This is a genomic window from Salmonella sp. 32082101201600294FB01SM01 (genome assembly GCF_017572865.1).
Lineage (GTDB): Bacteria > Pseudomonadota > Gammaproteobacteria > Enterobacterales > Enterobacteriaceae > Salmonella > Salmonella enterica.
In genome coordinates this window covers 230,862-253,268 of record NZ_JAGESB010000003.1, presented here as the reverse complement: position 1 = coordinate 253,268, position 22,407 = coordinate 230,862, and the positions used below count along the sequence as shown (strand labels likewise).

The window sequence follows — 22,407 nt, the reverse complement described above, 5'->3', positions numbered from 1 at the left end:
GCTACATTAAAGAAAAACAATGTCTGTAGTCGTATCATTCACGACTACAAACCGGGGAAATTAAGTAATATTCATCAAGTTTATTAATTATTAAAACTCGAAGCCGATCAGGTAATTCATACGGTCGCCGTAGCCGTCATACCCCAATTTATTATTGAAGTAACGGTAAGAGACGGAGGCGGTCCATCGCGGCATAAATTTCCATGTAAACGTTACCGCGCCGTTCAGGCCGGTCGTCCCACCCTGTTGTTCGGCGTAGGCGTCATTACGATCCATTTCAACTTCGTTCCAGTTTGAAATGACGAACTTTTCATTAAACATATCGAAGTTATAAGCCGCGACCCAACCGAGAACATAACCGTTAAAGCCTGTCGCCTGTCCATACTTTTTAGAGGTATAATCGTTCGATAAGTTATGAACAGCGAAATAGGGCTTAATAAAGCCTGATGGGCTGGTTAAACCCAGATAACCTACCCCGTACATCATGTTTAATTCATCACCGAATTTATTCTCCATCGACATATAGAGTTTCATCATTGCGGTAAAGTTAGAGCCTTCTACCACCCTATAATGTCCCAGAAATTGGGTAACATGGTTACGGCCTTCTACCGGATGGTTGAGCACGTTCATTTCATAAAATGATGCAAATTCGCCCCTGTCAAACACGGCGCCGAAATCGGCTACCGCTTTCCACACTTCGCCGCGATCGACATTGACAAAGCCTTTATTCCAGTCGCCATATCCGAAGCTAAGTTTACCGTATACGCGTTTCAATTCCGCTGCCTGGCCATTAAAGCAAGAGAAAAGAACACATGCGGCGAGTAGACTATTAATATATTTCTTATTTTTCATGCTCAACTCCATGAGGTAAAAACACAGTGAAATGTTGTGTAAAGAAGCGAATTCTAAGGAGTGTCTTTTTATACGTAGGTGATAGATGTCTCAAAAATATCAGCGACATATAATCGTCAAATATTCGTGTCAGATAATGTTGTTTATTACGCAATAACTATTTGATTTATAGTTTATGTCTCTGTTGTAAAAGTCACACCGGATAGCATGAAATTAATGAAACTTCGAATGGGAATAATCTCTCGTAAAGACAACTTACTGCCAGTAAATGAGGGTGTTACCGTTGAAACAGCAACATATATTGACATCACAATAGCGGTTCTGACATATGGGCCATATTTGAGATCTGCATCACTCGTTCGCGATTTCTTTTTTTATAGACTGCTTCAGGCGTGTTTTCTTTAGCACGAAATATATTTATGGTATTAATATTATAATGAGTGTGAATAATTTTCTACGATAAAATGATGTTAATGGAAGAAATATAAGACAAATCGAATATATATAGTGCAATTAATTCAGGCTGTATTCCGCAGCCGGGTCTATCGGCAAATATATCGTAATCAGACCGTGCGATAACTCAAAGGAGTTGAAATGAAAAGAACAGTCGTTGCCAGTATGATAGGGTTGGCGCTATGCGCTGGAAGCGTATTATCAACCGCGCAAGCGGCAACCGCAAAGCGTCCTAACTTAGTCATTATTCTGGCGGATGATTTAGGGTATGGCGATCTCGCCACCTACGGGCACCGCATCGTTAAAACACCTAACATAGACAAATTGGCGCAGGAGGGGGTGAAGTTTACCGACTATTATGCGCCAGCGCCTCTGTGTTCTCCTTCCCGCGCGGGCCTGTTAACCGGCCGTATGCCGTTCCGTACCGGAATCCGTTCCTGGATACCGGAAGGCAAAGATGTTGCGCTGGGGCGTAATGAACTGACTATCGCCAACCTGCTAAAACAGCAGGGCTACGATACGGCGATGATGGGGAAATTACACCTGAATGCGGGCGGCGATCGCACCGATCAGCCGCAGGCGAAAGACATGGGCTTTGACTATACGTTGGTTAATCCGGCGGGATTTGTCACCGATGCTACGCTGGACAACGCCAAGGAGCGCCCGCGCTATGGCGTGGTGCATCCTACGGGGTGGATTCGTAATGGCCAACATATTGGCCGCGCAGATAAGATGAGCGGCGAGTTTGTGAGCTCTGAAGTGGTGAACTGGCTGGATAATAAGAAAGACGATAATCCGTTCTTCTTATATGTCGCCTTTACCGAAGTCCATAGCCCGCTGGCGTCGCCGAAAAAATACCTTGATATGTATTCGCAGTACATGACCGACTACCAGAAGCAGCATCCGGATCTGTTCTACGGCGACTGGGCAGACAAACCGTGGCGCGGCACCGGCGAATATTACGCCAATATCAGCTACATGGATGAGCAGGTCGGTAAAGTGCTGGATAAAATTAAGGCGATGGGCGAGGAAGATAACACCATCGTCATCTTTACCAGCGACAACGGCCCTGTCACGCGTGAAGCGCGTAAGGTATACGAGCTGAACCTGGCCGGGGAAACCGACGGTCTGCGCGGGCGTAAAGACAACCTGTGGGAAGGCGGAATTCGCGTACCGGCAATCATCAAATACGGCAAGCACATTCCACAGGGGATGGTAACGGACACGCCGGTATATGGTCTTGACTGGCTGCCGACGCTGGCCAACATGATGGACTTTAAACTTCCGACCGATCGTACCTACGACGGTCAGTCTTTAGTTCCGCTCCTGAAGGACAAGACTTTAAAACGCCAGAAACCGCTGATCTTCGGTATCGATATGCCGTTCCAGGACGATCCGACGGATGAGTGGGCGATCCGCGACGGCGACTGGAAGATGATCATCGATCGCCAGAATAAACCTAAATATCTCTATAACCTGAAAACCGATCGTTTCGAGACGCTCAATCAAATTGGTAAACAGCCGCAGATTGAGAAACAGCTTTACGGTAAGTTCCTGAAGTATAAAAAGGATATTGATAACGATTCGCTGATGAAAGCCCGTGGCGATAAGCCGACGCCTGTCACCTGGGGCTAATGGAATAATTATAAAAAATTAAGTATGCCACTTAGGGCGATGCCCACCTGATCCGGTCACTCTGTGCCGGATCAGGTTCTTTTATTTCAGGGAAGGTAATGATGTTTGGGAAAAGTTGTCAGGTCATGGTTAAACCAACCGGATCGGTGTGTAACCTTGACTGCAAATACTGTTTTTATCTGGAGAAAGAAAAGCTCTATCCGGATCGAAAAAACCATTACAAAATGTCGGAAGAGACCCTCGACCTCTTCATCAGGCAGCAGATTGCCGCACAGGATATTGATGAGGTCATTTTTGCGTGGCAGGGCGGGGAACCCACATTAATGGGCATCCCGTTTTATCGTAAAGCCGTTGAATTTCAGCAGCGCTATTGTGGCGGCAAAACCATCGTCAATACCTTCCAGACTAACGGCATCCTGATCAACGACGACTGGGCGACCTTCTTCCGGGAGCATGATTTTCTGGTTGGCGTCTCTATTGATGGCGATGCCGCGTTACACGATGAATGGCGAGTGACGCGCTCCGGAAAGCCGACGCATGAAAAAGTAGAAAATGCGGTGCGTTGTCTGGCGCAGCACGACGTGGAATTTAATACCCTCACGGTGGTTAACCGTACCAATATGCACCATCCTGTTCAGGTCTATCGCTACCTGAAAAGCATTGGTAGTCGCTATATGCAATTTATCCCTTTAGTTGAACGCTGTGGGGAAAATGGGCTGGCGCAGCCGCAGGATAAACACATCGCGATGACGCCGTGGTCGGTCGATAGCCTGCAATTTGGTCAGTTTCTGAATGCGGTATTTGATATCTGGATCCGTGAGGATATCGGCGATATCGGCATCCAGCTATTTGAACAGACGCTGGCGGCCTGGTGCGGCCTGCCGCCGCAGGTTTGCGTTTTTGCTCCCACCTGCGGCAGCGCGTTTGCGATGGAAATGAACGGCGATGTTTATAACTGCGATCACTTCGTATATCCGCAATTTAAACTGGGGAATATCCACCAGAAGACGCTGCGTCAAATGAATCAGGGCGAACAAAATCGCCAGTTCGGCAGCGATAAACAGCGTTCAATGGCGCAGGAGTGCCATCGCTGTCAATGGAAGTTCGCCTGCTATGGCGGCTGTCCGAAACATCGTTTTTTACTCTCTGCGTCAGGCGCAACCAATCATAACTATCTGTGTGCAGGTTATCAGGCTTTTTTCTCGCATACCGCGACGGCGATGAGTGCCATGCGAACCCTGTATGAAAAAGGCATCTCACCTGCAGAAATAAAGTCAATATTTGTTTGAAGGTAGTATTCGCAGGGAGTGAATATGTTTTCTCACATTAATGTCGATGCTTGCAAAACGCCCGGCTGCAAAAATCTGGGGATTCTGGAGAGTCCAGACTATCTACCGCAAGGGAAAAATGTTCTCTGTCGAGCGTGCGGTTTTTTGTTCCCCATTATCTCAGCCAGATCGCTTAATCTTTTTCGCCAGGCGGCGAATCAATCCTGGAAAGGTCTGGTGAAGTCCTGTCCGCATTGTGGCGGGACGTCGCTGAAAAAATATGGTTTTTCCACTAAAGGTGAGCGGCGTATGTATTGCCGCCAGTGTAATAAAACGTTCATCTCCTATACCGCTATCAGGGGCGACGCCAGACAAGAGAACCTTGCCACGTTGATTGGCGAAGGAGCGTCGCTAGTTGAAATACGGGCGGCGCTGGCGATAGACAGCACGGGTTTTAGCCGCGAATTACAAAAACTGTCCCGTCGCGCTAATCAAGCGGAACGCGATTTTGTGTTTCCCGCGTTTGACATCGCTATGAGCACGCGGGCGTTTCGCGTGAAATTTAACGGCGGCGACAGCAGCTTATACGTGTTGGTGACGGCGGAAGAAGAGAGCGGTAAGGTCGTCGCGATCTCAACGAATTACTCCGCACAACCGGTGGAAGCGGATTATCAATATCATTCTGATTACGAAGAACGACTCCCGTCCGGCACGCTGGCGCATCTGGTGCAGCGAAAAGAGGCGCTGACCATGCGCCGCAATGTATTATTTGATGTGGATTACGGCCCCGCCATTTTATATAAAAACGATCCGGGGATGTTAGTAAAACCCGTATTACCTGCTTATCGCCATTTTGAGTTGGTTCAGGCGTTGACGGATGAGCGCTCCCTGAATGTCCAGCATTATCTCGATCACGAATGCTTCATTCTCGGCGGCTGTATGATGGCGAATTTTAGCTATCTTCGTCAGGGTCGCTGCCATATTTCGTTTGTGCGTGAAAGAGGCGTTACGCCGCCCAAGCGCGATCTCCCTCCGCGGTTGTTTTTGAGCGGCGGAATTCGCAACAACGTCTGGCGTACATTTTCCACACGGGATTATGCGATGGCGGTATGCAATCTCACAGGAAATAAAAAGGTGGGTTTGTTACGCCATGCGACGTTAAATAGCGCGACGGCGTTTATTCGCTATGTTCACAACCATCCCTTCCTGCCGCATCTTAACCGGATGTCTCCTGGCAATGTTGTTGCCGTACTGGATTACCTAAAATTTGAATATAACGCTTCACGTAACTAAATTGCTAAAATAAAAAGTGTGATGAGGTGTTGTTGCGGTATTTTATTCGGACGGCTTAAAAATCCAGAGTATTAATTTTCGTGGTCCCCATGAGGGGTGATGAGATTAATACACTGGAGATTTATCATGAATACGTTAACTGCAACGTCTGTTGTCCTTCCTGCGCCGCGTCCGGCGATTAATCAGGGTATCGATATCAATAATGAAATGGTGCTTAACCATACTGCTATTTATGAAAATTGCCTTGCGCAGGTCACGCAAGAGAATACGGTAGAAAATGCGCTGATGTTGTTAGACCCTTACGGCACGGCGCCTTTAAGCGCTTATGCCGGCGTCTGGAGTCTGGAACCGGCTGAGATCATAGTCACGGTCCAGGATGCGGCAAAAACGGCGATGCCGGTAGAACATCTTTATACCCTTACGCCAGGCGCAAATCTGTTGCCGGTTCTGGGGCTGGTAGCGGATACTGAAAACCGTATTGTCTTTTCTCAGGCAGATACGCCGCTTGCCGTCTATACGCTCATCACACAGCCATTACCGCCGGTAGATTCCGCGGAGGTCGTATTAGGTTTTCCGATTATCAACGTGACGCAACCTGCTACCGATGCGGACAAGATGGCGCCAGGGTTTTATTTTATTACGCATTTCGATCGCTATAATTACGCATTAGATCAGAATGGTCTGGTGCGCTGGTACGTTACTCAGGATTATCCGTCTTATAATTTTGTTCGAATTGATAATGGCCATTTCCTCACCACTTCAGAAGCGAAAAATACCTATCTGGATATGTATGAGTTCGACATGATGGGGCGTCTTCACACATTCTATAATCTCGATAATCAATTTCACCATTCTATCTGGCCGTGGGATAGCAATACCATTGTTGCGCCCTCTGAATATACCTCGGGTCGGCCCGACGATTTGAAAACCAATGAAGACGGCGTATCGGTTGTCGATCTGACTACCGGGCTGGAGACCGCTTACTACGATATGGCGAAAGTGCTGGATACGACGCGGGTTTCCCGTCCTTCAGGTACGGCGCCGGGAGAAGACCCGACGGTTAAAGACTGGCTGCACATAAACCAGAGCTACGTGAATGAGACGAATCAGTTGTTAATTGCGTCCGGGCGTCATCAGAGCGCGGTGTTTGGCGTCGATCTACAAACGCAAGCGCTACGCTTTATTTTGTCAACGCATGAAGACTGGGACGACGCTTATCAGCCTTATCTTTTAACCCCGGTCGACAGTGAAGGTGTGGCGCTTTACGACTTTAGCAAACAGGAGGATATCGACGCGGCTGACCGTGACTTTTGGACGTGGGGCCAGCATAACGTCGTTGAAATCGCCAATAATACGCCGGGCATGGTGGAGTTTATGGTGTTTGATAACGGTAACTACCGTTCGCGTGATGACAGCAAAAGTCTGTTACCGCCGGATAACTACAGCCGCATTGTCCATTTCGTGGTGAATATGAATGAGATGACCGTTATGCGGCCATTTGAATACGGCAAGGAGCTGGGCGCGCGTGGCTATAGTAGCTGCGTTAGCGCGAAAGCGATTCAACAGAATGGCAATATTGTGGTGCATTTTGCCGACTGCACGTTTGATGAAAATGGCCGCGCCATCTCTTGCCAGCCTGGCGAGAGCGATATTATCGATCCGCAGGCGGGCAGTGAGGCGATGGGGCTGCTAATTTTACAGGAGATTGCGCCTACGGAGAAAACCGTGCTTTTTGAAGCGACCATGACGTCAGGTTACTACAAAAACGCGGAAACGAACGGGGAAGGCTATCGCTACGATATTACCAGTTTCCGGGTGTATAAAATGGATCTGTACGCGTAGCGGTCTATCATCAATAACTGACTGCACTAAAAAGGTCCGGCGTAAGTCGGACTTCATTTCGTAAAAAACGAGCTATTCATCATATATAATCTAATTTTAACGATGAGTCAGGCGAGGTAAGATAGTAGATTCGAAGAATTCACCTGATTGAGAGAATAAAAAGTGAAACATCTGCACCGATTTTTTAGCAGCGATGCCTCTGGGGGCATCATTCTCATCATCGCCGCTGCGCTGGCTATGCTGATGGCCAATATGGGCGCGACCAGTGGATGGTATCATGATTTTCTGGAGACGCCGGTTCAGCTACGGGTTGGGGCGCTTGAAATCAACAAAAACATGCTGCTGTGGATCAACGATGCGCTGATGGCCGTGTTTTTCCTGTTGATTGGTCTGGAAGTTAAGCGTGAACTGATGCAAGGCTCGTTAGCCAGTCTGCGCCAGGCCGCTTTTCCGGTGATTGCCGCCATCGGCGGGATGATTGTACCGGCATTGCTCTATCTGGCCTTTAACTACTCCGATCCGGTCACTCGCGAGGGCTGGGCTATTCCTGCCGCGACGGATATCGCCTTTGCGCTGGGCGTGTTGGCGCTGTTGGGCAGCCGGGTTCCGCTGGCGCTGAAAATATTCCTGATGGCGCTGGCAATCATCGATGATCTCGGCGCCATCGTTATTATCGCACTGTTTTATACCAGCGATCTTTCTATCGTCTCGCTGGGCGTGGCGGCGTTCGCGATTGCCGTGCTGGCGCTGCTGAACCTGTGCGGCGTCAGACGGACTGGGGTATATATTCTGGTCGGGGCAGTGCTGTGGACGGCGGTACTGAAGTCCGGCGTTCACGCGACGCTGGCAGGCGTCATTGTCGGCTTCTTTATTCCGCTGAAAGAAAAACACGGTCGCTCGCCGGCGAAGCGTCTGGAGCATGTTCTGCACCCGTGGGTTGCGTACCTGATCCTGCCGCTCTTCGCTTTTGCGAATGCCGGCGTTTCTCTTCAGGGCGTCACGATTGACGGTCTGACCTCCATGCTGCCGCTGGGAATTATTGCCGGTCTGCTGATTGGTAAGCCGCTGGGGATTAGCCTGTTTTGCTGGCTGGCGCTGCGTTTCAAGCTGGCGCATCTGCCGCAGGGGACCACTTATCAGCAAATCATGGCGGTCGGCATTTTGTGTGGCATTGGCTTTACGATGTCCATCTTTATCGCCAGCCTGGCATTTGGCAATGTCGATCCGGAACTTATTAACTGGGCGAAATTGGGCATTTTGATTGGTTCATTGCTCTCCGCAGTGGTGGGGTATAGCTGGTTGCGCGCGCGTTTGAACGCGCCGGCATAACCAGTACGAAGGAAAGGGGGAGCGATGTATCGCTCCCTTGCGACATTGAACAGGGAGAGGAATGAGCATGTCTCATATTAACTACAACCATCTTTATTACTTCTGGCATGTCTATAAAGAAGGTTCTGTCGTGGGTGCCGCAGAGGCGCTTTTTCTGACGCCGCAAACCATTACTGGTCAAATTAAAGCCCTGGAAGAGCGTTTACAGGGGAAGCTATTTAAACGTAAGGGACGCGGTCTTGAACCCAGCGAACTGGGCGAGCTGGTTTTTCGCTATGCGGACAAAATGTTTACGCTAAGCCAGGAGATGCTGGATATCGTCAATTACCGCAAAGAATCAAACCTGTTGTTTGATGTCGGCGTCGCCGATGCTTTATCCAAGCGTCTGGTCAGCAGCGTTCTGGATGCGGCGGTGGTGGTGGACGAACCCATACATCTGCGTTGCTTTGAGTCGACGCACGAAATGTTGCTCGAACAGCTCAGCCAGCACAAGCTGGATATGATTATCTCCGACTGCCCGATAGATTCGACGCAGCAGGAGGGGCTATTCTCAGTCAAAATCGGCGAATGTAGCGTCAGTTTCTGGTGTACGAATCCGCTTCCTGAAAAAGCGTTCCCTGCCTGCCTGGAAGAGAGACGGTTGCTGGTGCCGGGACGGCGCTCAATGCTGGGGCGTAAGTTGTTGAACTGGTTTAATTCGCAGGGGTTGCAGGTTGAGATCCTCGGCGAATTTGATGACGCGGCCTTAATGAAGGCGTTTGGCGCGACACACGATGCGATTTTTGTGGCGCCGAGCCTTTATTCGCTGGATTTTTATGCCGATGAGTCGGTAATAGAGATTGGACGCGTGGAGAATGTCATGGAAGAATATCATGCGATTTTTGCCGAGAGAATGATCCAGCATCCGGCGGTGCAGCGTATTTGCAATGCGGACTACTCGGCATTGTTTAAGCTTCAGTAGACATACCTACCGTAATACTTCCGGCTGCGGTACTAGCCCGCAGCCGGAGTCATTCTACAAATTCAGTAGGCTGCGGTACTGCCCACCTTCGCGGATAAACACCGGAATTCTGTTCAGTGGCGTAGCGTACTGCAGCGTTTGCCCTCCTGAATAGCTTTCACCGGTCGCAAGATCCGTCCATGTTTCCCCTTCCGGTAGCCAGATATCACGTTCGCGCATACCTTCATGCATGACGGGGGCGATCAGCAGGTCAGGACCAAAACAATACTGGTCGGTGATTGCCCAACTTGTTTCCTGTTCGGGGAATTCAAAGAACAGGGGGCGCATCACTGGCGAATTGTGCTTATGGGTTTCCTCCATCAGCGCTTTGATATAGGGCTTGAGTTTTTCTCGCAACGCCAGGCAACCTGTCAGTACGTCGCATACTTCCTCACCGTAGCTCCAGACCTCGTTCGGCGCACCTGTAGGGCACTGGGCGATACCATCCCGGTACGGTTGCGCGGGTAAAATTTGCGGATCGCGGTTGCCGTGCAGACGCATCACCGGACTAAAGACGCCCCACTGGAACCAGCGAATTAGCAATTCATGGAATTTCGGGTCGTGAATATTACCGCCATGAAAACCGCCGATATCCGTCGTCCACCACGGTATCCCCGCGATTCCCATATTGAGTCCGGCGGCAAACTGGTTGCGCAGCGATCTAAACGAGGAGTGAATATCCCCTGACCAGACCAGCGCGCCGTACTTCTGACTGCCGGCCCAGGCGCAGCGTAGCAGGTTGATAACCTGGTCTTCGCCATCAGCTTTCATGCCGTCAAAAAAGGTTTTAGCGTACATACGTGGGTAGATATTGCCCACTTCCAGTACCGGCCCGGCATGGTAGCGATAGTTGTCGTAGTCGTAAACGCTGAACTCAGGTTCGGCTTCATCTAACCAGAATAGCTTCACGCCTTTATCGTAATAGTTGCGTTTGGCTTTGCCCCAGACGTAGTCGCGCGCGCCCGGATGAGTCGCATCAAAGAAAGTGGTGTTGCCGAGGAAATCCATATTGATCGGCAAGCCACGTTCCGTTTGTACCAGCCAGCCGTTTTCACGCATCTCCCGATAGCTTTCGGTACGGTTATCTACCGTCGGCCAGACGGAGACCATCAGCTCAATTCCCAGCGATTTCAGCTCGGCAATCATGGCATCAGGATCGGGCCAGTCGCGCGCATCGAACATCCAGTCACCCTGATTCGGCCAGTGAAAGAAGTCGATAACGATCACTGAGATAGGCAGATTGCGGCGCTTATATTCGCGGGCGACCTCCAGCAGCTCTTCCTGCGTACGATAACGGAGTTTGCACTGCCAGAAGCCCATGGCGTAGTCCGGCATCATCGGCGGCGTGCCGGTAGCCAGCGCGTAAGCCCGGCTAATTTCTGCCGGGGTATCGCCAGCCGTGATCCAGTAGTCTAACTGTTCGCTGACCTGCGCTTCCCATTCGGTAACGTTTTGGGCAAAGGTTACGCGTCCGACTGCCGGATTGTTCCATAAAAATCCGTAGCCCAGACTGGAGAGCATAAACGGTACTGAGGCCTGGGAGTTACGTTGCGCCAGCTCAAGCACGCATCCTTTGAGATCCAGGTTGGCCTGTTGATACTGCCCCATACCATAAATTTTTTCCCCTTCGGTGGCTTCGAAGCGGGCTTTCAGTGAATATTTCCCACCCTGAATAGGGCGGAACTCGCGTCCCTCAAGGTTGAGTGCGCTGACGTACTGGCCGTGAGATGATTCATCCTCGCCAATTTCGCCCCGCAGGCGCCAGAACTCCTGCAACAGGGGTTTGTGTGGATGGCGGTAAAAGGTAACTTGTCCTTTTTGATTGACGATAGCGATAATTTTGCCGTTGGTCAGCGTTGCCTGGTGGTGCTCATAATCAATGTGGCACTGACTTTCTGCGACTGGCTCAGTCAATGCCCAGTCTTCATTTCTCATTACCGGCAGATGACGGCCGCTGCGTACGCGCAGGCTGTTCTCGCCCCAGGGTTCAATCCATAAATAGCGATCGTTTTGCTGCCAGACCAGACGACGCGGGTCTTGTTGCATAAATGGCATGGTGGTGCCTCCCATATTCGAGGGTGAAGGTAAAGAACGTTATGAGTTGATGGTTTCCAGATCGTGGCGAATCTTCTCTTCCATCGCTTCGTATTTGCGAAAGAAAAGTAGTGGGATCGCTGCGAGCGCGAAGAGTAGGGCGGGTGCCCAGATAAAGGCCCAGATAATTCCCTCCAGACCCGCAGCACTCTGGGCATGGTTGGGGACATAGCCAAAACTGTTCATGATCCAGGCGGCGAAAGCGGTGCCGAGGCCACTACCCATCTTGATGCAGAAGGTGCTGCCGAAGGCGATAAGAATGCCGGTAGCCTTAATACCGGTTTTCCAGGCGCCGAAATCGACGGCGAACCCCAGCATGGCAAACGGCATTGAGCAGGCGATACCGCTGCCGATATTGCCGAGTATCCAGGCGGCGATGAGGAAAGTAATGTTGTCCGCTGCCAGCCACATCATGACGCCGCCAAACGTGGCGACCAGCAGACCGCCTACCCATATCCAGGTTTTAGCCAGGTATTTGCTAAAGAAGGGGATAGCGATGATAAACAGGATCTGAATCGTCGCCAGGCTGTTAATCAGCGGTACCAGATCTTTACGGTCGAGGTTGTAGGTCAGATAATAGACAATGGTCGTGTTGCGCTGCTGTAGGGCAATCCAGAAGATCAGATTAGCCAGCACCATCAGGATCCACGGCCAGTTACCTTTCATCGCCGCGAAACTTTTTTTCATCGGCAACTTAGGTTCATGCTGTATTTTATCCGTATCCATTTCACGAATGTTTTTAAACGCAAAGAGCGTTAGCGCGCAGGATATAATGGCAAATGTAATTGCCGTATAAATAAAACCAGCGTGATCATCACCGTTACCTAAAAAAGCGACTAACGGCAAGGCGGTCGCGTTCATTAATAAAACCCCAATTTGCCCACCGGTCATTCGCCAGGAATTTAAAACCAGTCTTTCCTTGGGAGATAAGGTCATCAGGGGTAATATTGCACTGAGTGGTGTATTAAGTCCGGTAAATAGAATGCTGGCAATCATATAAGATATTGCTGCATAGATGGCTTTTCCTGTCATACTGATATCAGGAGACCAAAATGATAGCGCGCTGAATACCGCAAAAGGCAGCGGTAACCATAAAAACCAGGGACGACATTTACCGTAGCGTGAACGCGTTTTATCGATGATGATCCCCCATATGGGGGCGTCTATGCCATCGATAATACGCGCCAGCAGCAGGATAACGCCTGCTACGGCAAGGCTAATGCCCGCAACGTCTGTGTAGAAATATAAAATGTACGTTGAACCGAAGCAGTACAGCAGATTACCCGCCACATCCAAAGAGCCGTAGCTAATACGCTGTAGTAAAGACAATGATGCTGACCCGGAAGGCTGGGTATCCTCAATGACAGAACTCATAATGATAACTCCGATATTGGTACGATACGCCCAGAAAAACAACCTCTACTTTCTAAGCAAGTTTTAAATATTATTTTTATGTCGTTTCTGAATTTAACCTCAGATTAAAATGAGTGAGTAAGGTGTACATGAAAAGTAGTTAACCCGACGGCATCAATCAATTATCAAATCTTACATCAGGATTGCGTTTATTAGTTTTTGAATGAGCGATGTTTCTATTTGCTAAGGTGGTCACAGTTTTTTTAATAATGAAATAAAAAAAGGAAAACAGTGAAAGAAAATAACTTTCACGTATTACGTGACGTGGCTAAGGGAGGAGTAGCTGAAAAAAGAGGCTGGTTAGTAAGAGCGTTAACGAGTGAGATCGGCGCCAGCGGTTGACGAGAAAAACGCCAGATAGCAGGCATAAAAAAACCCGCTTTACGCGGGTTTTTTTACAAAGCTGATAACAAGCAGGCGATTAAGCCAGTTTGTTGATCTGTGCAGTCAGGTTAGCTTTATGACGTGCAGCTTTGTTTTTGTGGATCAGACCTTTAGCAGCCTGACGGTCCACGATCGGTTGCATTTCGTTAAATGCTTTCAGTGCAGCAGCTTTGTCGCCAGCTTCGATAGCTGCGTATACTTTCTTGATGAAAGTACGCATCATAGAGCGACGGCTTGCGTTGTGCTTACGAGCCTTTTCAGACTGAACGGCGCGCTTCTTAGCTGATTTGATATTAGCCAAGGTCCAACTCCCAAATGTGTTCTATATGGACAATTCAAAGGCCGAGGAATATGCCCTTTTAGCCTTCTTTTGTCAATGGATTTGTGCAAATAAGCGCCGTTTAAATTGCAGCACTCGTTGCGTAGTGATGGCGCAGGATTCTACCAGCTTGCGTGCTGTGAATACAGCCTTTCCATGAGAAAAATTGCATTAAGCGGCGGGTTTTGGGGCGGAGTTTGCCGCATGGCGATGAAAAGCATCTTCTTTATGTTTCCTCAGGGCAATAGTCGGTTAACCTTGACCGCTGTACAAGGTATACTCTTGCGATTTTCACTGTTTTGAGTCAGACATGAAGCTGATACGCGGCATACATAATCTCAGTCAGGCCCCGCATGGGTGTGTGCTGACCATTGGTAATTTCGACGGCGTACATCGGGGGCATCGCGCTCTACTGCAGGGTTTGCAGGAAGAAGGACGCAGACGCGGTCTGCCGGTGGTGGTCATGATTTTCGAACCGCAGCCGCTGGAGCTGTTCGCGACGGATAAAGCGCCCGCTCGCCTGACGCGCCTGCGTGAAAAACTGCATTACCTTGCGCAGTGCGGCGTGGACTATGTGCTGTGCGTGAAATTCGATCGCCGCTTTGCCGCTTTGACGGCGCAAACGTTTATCAGCGAACTGCTGGTGGAGCGACTTGGCGTGCAATTTCTTGCCGTCGGCGATGATTTCCGCTTTGGTGCTAGCCGCGCGGGCGATTTCTTGTTATTACAGAAGGCGGGGGCGGAGTATGGTTTTGCGGTTTCCAGCACCCAAACCTTTTGTGAAGGCGGCGTGCGTATCAGTAGTACCGCAGTGAGACAGGCGCTGGCGGAAGATAACCTGGCGCTTGCCGAAAGCCTGCTGGGACATCCCTTTACTATTTCCGGGCGTGTCGTTCATGGCGACGAGCTGGGACGTACCATTGGCTTCCCGACGGCGAACTTACCGCTGCGCCGTCAGGTCTCCCCGGTAAAAGGGGTCTATGCGGTGGAAGTCACCGGGCTTGGCGATAAGCCGTTACCCGGCGTAGCGAACATTGGCACTCGTCCAACGGTGGCTGGCGTGCGTCAACAACTGGAAGTGCATCTGCTGGACGTTGTAATGGACCTCTACGGTCGCCATATAGATGTAATACTGCGTAAAAAGATACGTAATGAGCAGCGATTTGCGTCGCTTGATGAGCTAAAAGCGCAAATCGCACGCGATGAGTTAACGGCCCGCAAGTTTTTTGGGCTAGCCGGGCAGGTGTAATCCTGACGGTGTTTATCAAACCGAAATACGGAACCGAGAATCTGATGAGTGACTATAAATCGACCCTGAATTTGCCGGAAACAGGGTTCCCGATGCGCGGCGACCTCGCCAAGCGTGAACCGGGAATGCTGGCGCGTTGGACCGATGATGATCTGTACGGCATCATTCGTGCGGCCAAAAAAGGCAAAAAAACCTTCATTCTGCATGATGGCCCTCCATATGCGAATGGCAGCATTCATATTGGTCACTCAGTTAACAAGATTCTGAAAGACATTATCGTGAAGTCCAAAGGACTGTCGGGATTTGACTCGCCTTACGTGCCGGGCTGGGACTGTCACGGTCTGCCTATCGAGCTGAAAGTCGAGCAGGAGTTCGGTAAGCCGGGCGAGAAATTTACTGCCGCTGAATTCCGCGCCAAGTGCCGCGAATATGCCGCCACTCAGGTTGACGGCCAGCGTAAGGACTTCATTCGTCTGGGCGTGTTGGGCGACTGGTCGCATCCGTACCTGACCATGGACTTCAAAACCGAAGCCAACATCATCCGCGCGCTGGGCAGAATTATCAAAAACGGTCATCTGCACAAAGGCGCTAAGCCGGTGCACTGGTGCGTTGACTGCCGTTCCGCGCTGGCGGAAGCGGAAGTTGAATATTACGACAAAACGTCGCCGTCTATCGACGTGGCGTTCCGCGCCGTCGATCAGGATGCGGTGAAAGCGAAGTTTGGTTTGCCGGGCGTGAGCGGCCCGATCTCGTTGGTTATCTGGACCACCACGCCGTGGACACTACCGGCTAACCGCGCCATCTCCCTGGCGCCGGACTTTGATTATGCGCTGGTGCAGATTGACGGCCAGGCGGTGATTCTGGCGAAAGATCTGGTTGAAAGCGTCATGCAGCGTATTGGCGCGGCTGAATACACCATTCTCGGCACAGTTAAAGGCGCGGAGCTGGAACTGCTGCGCTTTACCCATCCGTTTATGGGCTTTGACGTGCCGGCGATCCTCGGCGATCACGTCACCCTGGACGCCGGTACCGGCGCGGTACATACCGCCCCTGGTCACGGCCCGGATGACTACGTGATCGGTCAAAAGTATGGCCTGGAAACGGCTAACCCGGTTGGGCCGGACGGCGCTTACCTGCCAGGCACATATCCAACGCTTGACGGTGTTAACGTCTTCAAAGCGAACGATATCGTTATTGAACTGCTGAAAGAAAAAGGCGCGCTACTGCATGTCGAAAAAATGCAGCACAGCTATCCGTGCTGTTGGCGTCACAAAACGCCGATCATTTTCCGCGCGACCCCGCAGTGGTTCGTCAGCATGGATAAAGAAGGGCTTCGTCAACAGTCCCTGAAAGAGATCAAAGGCGTTCAGTGGATCCCGGACTGGGGTCAGGCGCGTATTGAATCAATGGTCGCTAACCGTCCTGACTGGTGTATCTCACGTCAGCGTACCTGGGGCGTACCGATGTCGCTGTTCGTGCATAAAGAAACGCAGGAGCTGCTGCCGATTGAGCGTACTCTGGCGGCGATGGAAGAGGTGGCGAAACGCGTCGAAGTTGACGGTATCCAGGCATGGTGGGATCTCGACCCGAAAGAGATCCTCGGCGAAGATGCTGATCAATACGAGAAAGTTCCGGATACGTTGGACGTTTGGTTTGATTCCGGTTCCACCAGTTACTCCGTGGTTGACGCACGTCCGGAATTCGCCGGTCACGCTGCCGATATGTATCTGGAAGGCTCTGACCAGCATCGCGGCTGGTTTATGTCCTCCCTGATGATTAGCGTGGCGATGAAAGGCAAAGCGCCATACCGCCAGGTACTGACTCACGGCTTCACCGTCGATGGTCAGGGGCGCAAAATGTCCAAGTCCATCGGTAACACCGTGTCGCCGCAGGATGTGATGAATAAACTGGGCGCGGATATCCTGCGTCTGTGGGTGGCGTCTACTGACTATACCGGCGAAATGGCGGTCTCTGACGAGATCCTCAAACGCGCCGCCGACAGCTATCGTCGTATCCGTAATACCGCGCGCTTCCTGCTGGCGAACCTCAATGGCTTCAATCCGGCCACCGATATGGTCAAACCGGAAGAGATGGTGGTGCTGGACAGGTGGGCGGTGGGCTGCGCGAAAACGGCGCAGCAAGAGATTCTGAAGGCATACGAAGCTTACGACTTCCATGAAGTGGTACAGCGCCTGATGCGCTTCTGCTCCGTTGAAATGGGCTCGTTCTACCTCGACATCATCAAAGACCGCCAGTACACCGCGAAGGCCGATAGCGTCGCGCGTCGTAGCTGCCAGACTGCGCTGTATCATATCGCAGAAGCTCTGGTTCGCTGGATGGCGCCGATCATGTCCTTCACGGCTGATGAAATCTGGGGCTACCTGCCGGGCGAGCGTGAAAAATATGTCTTCACCGGCGAATGGTACGACGGGTTGTTTGGCCTGGAAGAGAATGAAGAATTTAATGACGCATTCTGGGACGATGTCCGCTATATCAAGGACCAGGTCAACAAAGAGCTGGAAAATCAGAAAGCCAATGGCATCAAATCGAACCTGGAAGCAAAAGTGACGCTGAAATATGCTGACGATGCTAACGGTACGATCAAGAAGCTGAAACTGTTGGGTGAAGAGGTCAGATTTATCTTCATTACTTCCCAGTTCGTGATTTCTGAGCAAGCGGGGGGTATTGATGATGAAAATATTCAGTACAATGCTGGTAATACGACAGTTCAGGCAGTGGTAACGCGTGCCGAGGGTGATAAGTGTCCGCGCTGCTGGCACTACACTACTGATGTCGGCAAGGTGGCGGAACATGCAGATATCTGCGGACGCTGTGTCAGCAACATCGCCGGTAATGGCGAACAACGTAAATTTGCCTGATGAGTAAACCACTCTGTTCAACAGGACTACGCTGGCTATGGCTGGTAGTAGTCGTGCTGATTATCGATTTGGGCAGCAAATACCTGATCCTCCAGAATTTCGCTCTGGGGGATACGGTAGGGCTGTTCCCGTCGCTTAATCTGCATTATGCGCGTAACTACGGCGCGGCTTTTAGCTTCCTGGCGGATAGCGGCGGCTGGCAGCGCTGGTTCTTTGCCGGGATTGCGATAGGGATCTGCGTAATTCTTTTGGTGATGATGTATCGCTCGAAAGCGACGCAGAAGCTGAATAACATCGCTTATGCGTTAATCATCGGCGGCGCGCTGGGGAATTTGTTCGATCGTCTGTGGCACGGCTTTGTTGTCGATATGATCGATTTTTACGTCGGCGACTGGCATTTCGCGACGTTCAACCTTGCCGATAGCGCGATCTGTATCGGTGCTGCGCTGATAGTACTGGAAGGCTTTTTGCCGAAGCCGACAGCGAAAGAACAGGCATAAGCGTAAATACCGGGTGGCGCTTATCCGGTTTTGTAGGCCTGATAAGCGCAGCGCCATCAGGCAAACGTGGTGCCGGATGGCGGTGAAAACGCCTTATCCGGCCTACGGTTTTATCGTTCTTTGTGCCTCCGGGCAAAACACGTGAGCAATTTGCATGTCTAAATCCGTACAGAGCAACAGCGCGATCCTCGTTCACTTCACCCTGAAACTGGATGATGGCTCAACGGCGGAATCTACCCGCAATAACGGCAAGCCAGCCCTGTTCCGTCTTGGCGATACCTCGCTTTCCGAAGGTCTGGAGCAGCAGCTTCTGGGGTTGAAAGAAGGGGAAAAGAAAGCGTTTTCGCTGGAGCCTGACGCCGCGTTTGGCGTCCCCAGTCCGGACTTGATCCAGTATTTCTCGCGCCGTGAGTTTATGGCGGCGGGCGAACCGGAAGTCGGGGCGATTATGCTTTTTACCGCAATGGATGGCAGCGAAATGCCTGGCGTGATTCGCGAAATCAACGGCGACTCGATTACCGTTGATTTTAACCATCCGCTGGCCGGGCATACCGTTCACTTTGATATTGAAGTGCTGGAAATCGATCCGGCGCTGGAGGCATAAACATGCAGATCCTGTTGGCCAACCCACGCGGTTTTTGCGCCGGGGTAGACCGCGCTATCAGCATTGTTGAAAATGCGCTCGCCATTTACGGCGCGCCAATTTACGTTCGGCACGAAGTCGTGCATAACCGCTATGTAGTGGACAGCCTGCGCAAGCGCGGGGCGATCTTTATAGAACAAATTAGCGAAGTGCCGGATGGCGCCATTCTGATCTTCTCCGCTCATGGGGTTTCCCAGGCGGTGCGTAACGAGGCGAAAAGCCGCGATCTTACCGTTTTTGACGCCACCTGCCCGCTGGTGACGAAAGTCCATATGGAAGTGGCGCGCGCCAGCCGTCGCGGTGAAGAGTCTATTCTCATCGGCCACGCCGGGCACCCGGAAGTGGAAGGCACCATGGGCCAGTACAGCAACCCGGAAGGGGGGATGTACCTGGTTGAGTCGCCAGAGGACGTCTGGACGCTGAATGTCAAAAATGAAGGCAAGCTCTCCTTCATGACGCAAACCACGCTTTCCGTGGACGATACGTCCGATGTGATTGATGCGCTGCGTAAACGCTTTCCGAAAATCGTCGGCCCGCGCAAAGACGATATTTGCTATGCCACTACTAATCGTCAGGAAGCGGTGCGGGCGCTGGCGGAGCAGGCTGACGTGGTGCTGGTGGTCGGCTCGAAAAACTCTTCTAACTCTAACCGGCTGGCGGAACTGGCCCAACGGATGGGAAGAACCGCGTTTCTTATCGACGATGCGACGGATATCCAGGAGGCGTGGGTGAAAGACGCCGCCTGCGTCGGCGTCACCGCTGGCGCTTCCGCGCCGGATATTCTGGTGCAGAATGTTATTGCGCGTCTGCGCGAGTTTGGCGGCGGCGAAGCTGTCACGCTTGAGGGGCGCGAAGAAAATATTGTTTTCGAAGTGCCGAAAGAGCTGCGTGTGGATGTTCGTGAGGTCGAATAAGATTTCACAATTCAGAAATCTGCCTGATGACGCTACGTTGACCAGATCTTAAGAATTTCTTTTGATATTCAATGTGCGACAGGAAGAATAAGGCGTAGTCGTCATCCTTTGCTAATGCCCCACCTTTTTGCTATTCATCTGAAAAACCAGCACAATCGTTGCTGGTTTTTGGGTTGTAATGCCTACAGGGATAAGGGAAATGGGCAAAATAAAATATGGATTGGCAACGTTACTCGCCATCGGATTTTGGATGGGCGCGACAAGCGCCACGGTGCTGGAGCTACCCGCCTGGGAGCGAAACTATACCGGAACTATCGCGGGGAAACCGGTAAACGTTAATATCACGCGATTTGGTAACACGCTTTATGGGTATTACTGCTATGAACCCTGCAATCAGCACAAGGCAGCGATTGTTCTACGCGGCTCACTCCAGGATAAAGAGGTGCATCTTGAAGAACGCGTAAAGGCGCTTTCAGGTTACTGGAATGCGGAAATCTCCAGCAGTGAGATTAAAGGCGAATGGACGTCCGCAGATAAAAAACGACATTTTCCTGTTGCCCTTATCTACCTCAAACCTAAAAACTCCCCTGATATTGTGCTGGTCACGAACACGAATGATGCAGGGGGTTACGACCCTTCCAAAGAGATTGATTGCGGCAATACGCCGGCCATTTCGGCGATAAAATTATACCGTGATGGTAAACTCATACAGACCTTAGATACCGCCTCGGTGGGCACTTGTAGCCCGTTTATGCCTCAATGGGGGGATGTCAATTTTGATGGCTACCCGGATCTGTCGATTGTAACAGAGCTACTTGCAGGGCCGAATGCTCCAGAACAAACATGGCTCTATGACCCCGCCAAACAGCGTTATGTTGATGCGCCAGCGTCTTATCAGGAAATCACTTCACCAGAGATCGATGCTGAACATAAACAGATTGTTAGCTATTGGCGCGGTGGTTGCTGCAGTCATGGCGTCAATGTGTATCGCTGGAAAGGAAAAACGATTGAACTGATCGATCGCGGTGAAAGCTATTTTCAGCCTGTGATCAGTAAAGGCAAAATGTATAACTGCTACATGATACCTTCCTACGCTGATGGGCGTATTATTTATCCGCTAGTACGTAAAAATGGTCATTTGACGCCGCCTTTTAGCCTTGATGAGACGTGTCAACCTTTTTGGCTAACCGGTAATGTTCGTACCGTGATTCAGGCAGAAAAACCCGGCGCTGAGCCCGAATCGCTTGAGATTCAGTGGCAGGAAAACAAAGCATCGCCAGGGCGTTTTTGCCCATTAGTTCCGTTTGTCGAAGGTAATAAGCTAAGTCCGCGTCTGGTGACGGATGACGATGTGCCTGATACCTGTATCAGTCGCGCTGAGTACGAAGATATAAAACAATAGGTCAGGAGAGCGTTAATGGCAGCATCCCTACACATTATTCTTGATACCGATCCAGGCATTGATGACGCCGCCGCGATTGCCGCTGCGCTGTTTGCCCCCGAGCTGGATCTGCAACTGATGACCACCGTTGCCGGCAACGTTTCGGTCGAAAAAACCACCCGTAACGGCTTACAGCTCCTGCATTTCTGGGACGCCGATGTGCCACTTGCCCAGGGGGCCGCGACGCCGCTGCTGCGTCCGTTACGCGATGCGGCATACGTCCACGGCGAATCCGGCATGGAAGGCTATGATTTTGTCGACCATCAGCGCCAACCGTTGGCGAAGCCAGCGTTTATCGCTATCCGGGATGTGCTGATGAACGCCCCGGAGCCCATGACATTGGTGGCGATAGGGCCATTGACCAATATTGCGTTGCTACTGATGCACTATCCGGAGTGCCGCTTCAACATTCACCGGCTGGTGATTATGGGCGGTTCCGCAGGGCGCGGCAATTTTACGCCTAATGCTGAATTTAACATTGCTGTCGATCCGGAAGCCGCCGCCCACGTATTTCGTAGCGGCATTGAGATTGTGATGTGTGGGCTGGACGTCACCAATCAGGCCGTGTTGACGCCGGAGTATCTGGCTACGCTTCCTGCGCTTAATAAAACCGGCGGCATGCTGCATGCATTGTTCAGCCATTACCGCAGCGGCAGTATGCAAAGCGGTCTGCGGATGCACGATCTCTGCGCTATCGCCTGGCTGGTGCGTTCGGAGCTTTTTACCCTGCAATCCTGTTTTGTGGCCGTAGAAACGCAGGGGCAATATACCGCAGGTACCACGGTGGTGGATATTGAAGGGCGTCTGGGGCAGCCCGCCAACGCGCAGGTGGCGCTGGCGCTGGATGTGGACGGTTTTCGTCAGTGGGTGGCTGAGGTGTTTGCCTGTGCGCCGTAATT

Annotated in this window: 18 protein-coding genes; 14 read left to right on the top strand and 4 right to left on the bottom strand. The window is 51.2% G+C overall.

Features of this window, described 5'->3' with window-relative positions; genetic code table 11:
- Positions 1-90: 90 nt before the first annotated feature.
- Positions 91-852 carry an outer membrane protein OmpK gene (locus J4645_RS14425; RefSeq protein WP_000791534.1) on the bottom strand — a complete coding sequence of 254 codons (762 nt, stop codon included), beginning with the start codon at positions 850-852 and terminating at the stop codon, positions 91-93.
- Between the two features lie 594 nt (positions 853-1,446).
- Between J4645_RS14425 and J4645_RS14420 the strand changes: the two genes are divergently transcribed.
- From J4645_RS14420 to nhaR, 6 genes are all read left to right on the top strand, one after another.
- Complete coding sequence (locus tag J4645_RS14420; RefSeq protein WP_000831886.1) at positions 1,447-2,940, top strand: sulfatase-like hydrolase/transferase; 1,494 nt, start codon at positions 1,447-1,449, stop codon at positions 2,938-2,940.
- Between the two features lie 98 nt (positions 2,941-3,038).
- On the top strand, positions 3,039-4,229 hold the full coding sequence (locus J4645_RS14415; protein ID WP_023214721.1) for an anaerobic sulfatase maturase: 1,191 nt from the start codon (positions 3,039-3,041) through the stop codon (positions 4,227-4,229).
- A gap of 18 nt (positions 4,230-4,247) precedes the next feature.
- Entirely contained in the window at positions 4,248-5,501 is a 1,254-nt protein-coding gene (locus J4645_RS14410; RefSeq protein ID WP_077911091.1) for a cytoplasmic protein, read from the top strand.
- 126 nt (positions 5,502-5,627) lie between these two features.
- Positions 5,628-7,343, top strand: coding sequence for an aryl-sulfate sulfotransferase (locus tag J4645_RS14405; RefSeq protein WP_023214723.1), 1,716 nt, complete (start codon positions 5,628-5,630; stop codon positions 7,341-7,343).
- Between the two features lie 162 nt (positions 7,344-7,505).
- Positions 7,506-8,672 carry a Na+/H+ antiporter NhaA gene (nhaA, locus tag J4645_RS14400; RefSeq protein ID WP_000681340.1) on the top strand — a complete coding sequence of 389 codons (1,167 nt, stop codon included), beginning with the start codon at positions 7,506-7,508 and terminating at the stop codon, positions 8,670-8,672.
- 61 nt (positions 8,673-8,733) lie between these two features.
- The gene (nhaR, locus tag J4645_RS14395; RefSeq protein WP_000062872.1) at positions 8,734-9,633 is read left to right on the top strand and encodes a transcriptional activator NhaR; all 900 of its coding nucleotides are present in this window, start codon (positions 8,734-8,736) and stop codon (positions 9,631-9,633) included.
- 54 nt (positions 9,634-9,687) lie between these two features.
- Here nhaR and J4645_RS14390 read toward each other — a convergent pair whose 3' ends face one another.
- The 3 genes from J4645_RS14390 to rpsT all read right to left on the bottom strand — a co-directional run bounded on the left by J4645_RS14390 (position 9,688) and on the right by rpsT (position 13,864).
- Positions 9,688-11,727 carry a glycoside hydrolase family 31 protein gene (locus J4645_RS14390; protein ID WP_023207913.1) on the bottom strand — a complete coding sequence of 680 codons (2,040 nt, stop codon included), beginning with the start codon at positions 11,725-11,727 and terminating at the stop codon, positions 9,688-9,690.
- Positions 11,728-11,766: 39 nt separating this feature from the next.
- The gene (locus J4645_RS14385; protein WP_000099988.1) at positions 11,767-13,140 is read right to left on the bottom strand and encodes an MFS transporter; all 1,374 of its coding nucleotides are present in this window, start codon (positions 13,138-13,140) and stop codon (positions 11,767-11,769) included.
- A 460-nt stretch (positions 13,141-13,600) separates the two neighbouring features.
- Positions 13,601-13,864: a 30S ribosomal protein S20 gene (gene rpsT, locus J4645_RS14380; protein ID WP_001518655.1), complete on the bottom strand. Its 264-nt coding sequence runs from the start codon at positions 13,862-13,864 to the stop codon at positions 13,601-13,603.
- 105 nt (positions 13,865-13,969) lie between these two features.
- Here rpsT and J4645_RS14375 point away from each other — a divergent pair, with 105 nt between their 5' ends.
- The 8 genes from J4645_RS14375 to rihC all read left to right on the top strand — a co-directional run bounded on the left by J4645_RS14375 (position 13,970) and on the right by rihC (position 22,405).
- Positions 13,970-14,185 carry a DUF2575 family protein gene (locus tag J4645_RS14375; protein ID WP_001538903.1) on the top strand — a complete coding sequence of 72 codons (216 nt, stop codon included), beginning with the start codon at positions 13,970-13,972 and terminating at the stop codon, positions 14,183-14,185.
- Between the two features lie 7 nt (positions 14,186-14,192).
- Positions 14,193-15,131 (top strand): bifunctional riboflavin kinase/FAD synthetase, encoded by a 939-nt coding sequence (gene ribF, locus J4645_RS14370; protein WP_000767311.1) that lies wholly within the window; start codon positions 14,193-14,195, stop codon positions 15,129-15,131.
- A 44-nt stretch (positions 15,132-15,175) separates the two neighbouring features.
- Positions 15,176-18,010 (top strand): isoleucine--tRNA ligase, encoded by a 2,835-nt coding sequence (ileS, locus tag J4645_RS14365; protein WP_001563101.1) that lies wholly within the window; start codon positions 15,176-15,178, stop codon positions 18,008-18,010.
- Positions 18,010-18,510: a signal peptidase II gene (lspA, locus tag J4645_RS14360; RefSeq protein WP_000042736.1), complete on the top strand. Its 501-nt coding sequence runs from the start codon at positions 18,010-18,012 to the stop codon at positions 18,508-18,510. Before ileS ends, lspA begins: the two co-directional genes overlap by 1 nt.
- A gap of 154 nt (positions 18,511-18,664) precedes the next feature.
- The gene (fkpB, locus tag J4645_RS14355) at positions 18,665-19,114 is read left to right on the top strand and encodes an FKBP-type peptidyl-prolyl cis-trans isomerase (protein ID WP_000047269.1); all 450 of its coding nucleotides are present in this window, start codon (positions 18,665-18,667) and stop codon (positions 19,112-19,114) included.
- A gap of 2 nt (positions 19,115-19,116) precedes the next feature.
- Positions 19,117-20,067, top strand: a complete 951-nt coding sequence (gene ispH, locus J4645_RS14350) for a 4-hydroxy-3-methylbut-2-enyl diphosphate reductase (protein ID WP_001166423.1) — start codon at positions 19,117-19,119, stop codon at positions 20,065-20,067.
- A 199-nt stretch (positions 20,068-20,266) separates the two neighbouring features.
- Entirely contained in the window at positions 20,267-21,469 is a 1,203-nt protein-coding gene (locus J4645_RS14345; RefSeq protein ID WP_023214725.1) for a hypothetical protein, read from the top strand.
- A gap of 15 nt (positions 21,470-21,484) precedes the next feature.
- Positions 21,485-22,405, top strand: coding sequence for a ribonucleoside hydrolase RihC (rihC, locus tag J4645_RS14340; protein WP_023214726.1), 921 nt, complete (start codon positions 21,485-21,487; stop codon positions 22,403-22,405).
- Positions 22,406-22,407: the final 2 nt, after the last annotated feature.

What these genes read in the sequence shown, in the direction of transcription:
- J4645_RS14425 (WP_000791534.1), bottom strand. Translation starts at nt 852, where the DNA reads ATGAAAAATAAGAAATATATTAATAGTCTACTCGCCGCATGTGTTCTT.
- J4645_RS14420 (WP_000831886.1), top strand. Translation starts at nt 1,447, where the DNA reads ATGAAAAGAACAGTCGTTGCCAGTATGATAGGGTTGGCGCTATGCGCT.
- J4645_RS14415 (WP_023214721.1), top strand. Translation starts at nt 3,039, where the DNA reads ATGATGTTTGGGAAAAGTTGTCAGGTCATGGTTAAACCAACCGGATCG.
- J4645_RS14405 (WP_023214723.1), top strand. Translation starts at nt 5,628, where the DNA reads ATGAATACGTTAACTGCAACGTCTGTTGTCCTTCCTGCGCCGCGTCCG.
- nhaR (WP_000062872.1), top strand. Translation starts at nt 8,734, where the DNA reads ATGAGCATGTCTCATATTAACTACAACCATCTTTATTACTTCTGGCAT.
- J4645_RS14390 (WP_023207913.1), bottom strand. Translation starts at nt 11,727, where the DNA reads ATGCCATTTATGCAACAAGACCCGCGTCGTCTGGTCTGGCAGCAAAAC.
- J4645_RS14385 (WP_000099988.1), bottom strand. Translation starts at nt 13,140, where the DNA reads ATGAGTTCTGTCATTGAGGATACCCAGCCTTCCGGGTCAGCATCATTG.
- ribF (WP_000767311.1), top strand. Translation starts at nt 14,193, where the DNA reads ATGAAGCTGATACGCGGCATACATAATCTCAGTCAGGCCCCGCATGGG.
- ileS (WP_001563101.1), top strand. Translation starts at nt 15,176, where the DNA reads ATGAGTGACTATAAATCGACCCTGAATTTGCCGGAAACAGGGTTCCCG.
- lspA (WP_000042736.1), top strand. Translation starts at nt 18,010, where the DNA reads ATGAGTAAACCACTCTGTTCAACAGGACTACGCTGGCTATGGCTGGTA.
- fkpB (WP_000047269.1), top strand. Translation starts at nt 18,665, where the DNA reads ATGTCTAAATCCGTACAGAGCAACAGCGCGATCCTCGTTCACTTCACC.
- ispH (WP_001166423.1), top strand. Translation starts at nt 19,117, where the DNA reads ATGCAGATCCTGTTGGCCAACCCACGCGGTTTTTGCGCCGGGGTAGAC.
- J4645_RS14345 (WP_023214725.1), top strand. Translation starts at nt 20,267, where the DNA reads ATGGGCAAAATAAAATATGGATTGGCAACGTTACTCGCCATCGGATTT.
- rihC (WP_023214726.1), top strand. Translation starts at nt 21,485, where the DNA reads ATGGCAGCATCCCTACACATTATTCTTGATACCGATCCAGGCATTGAT.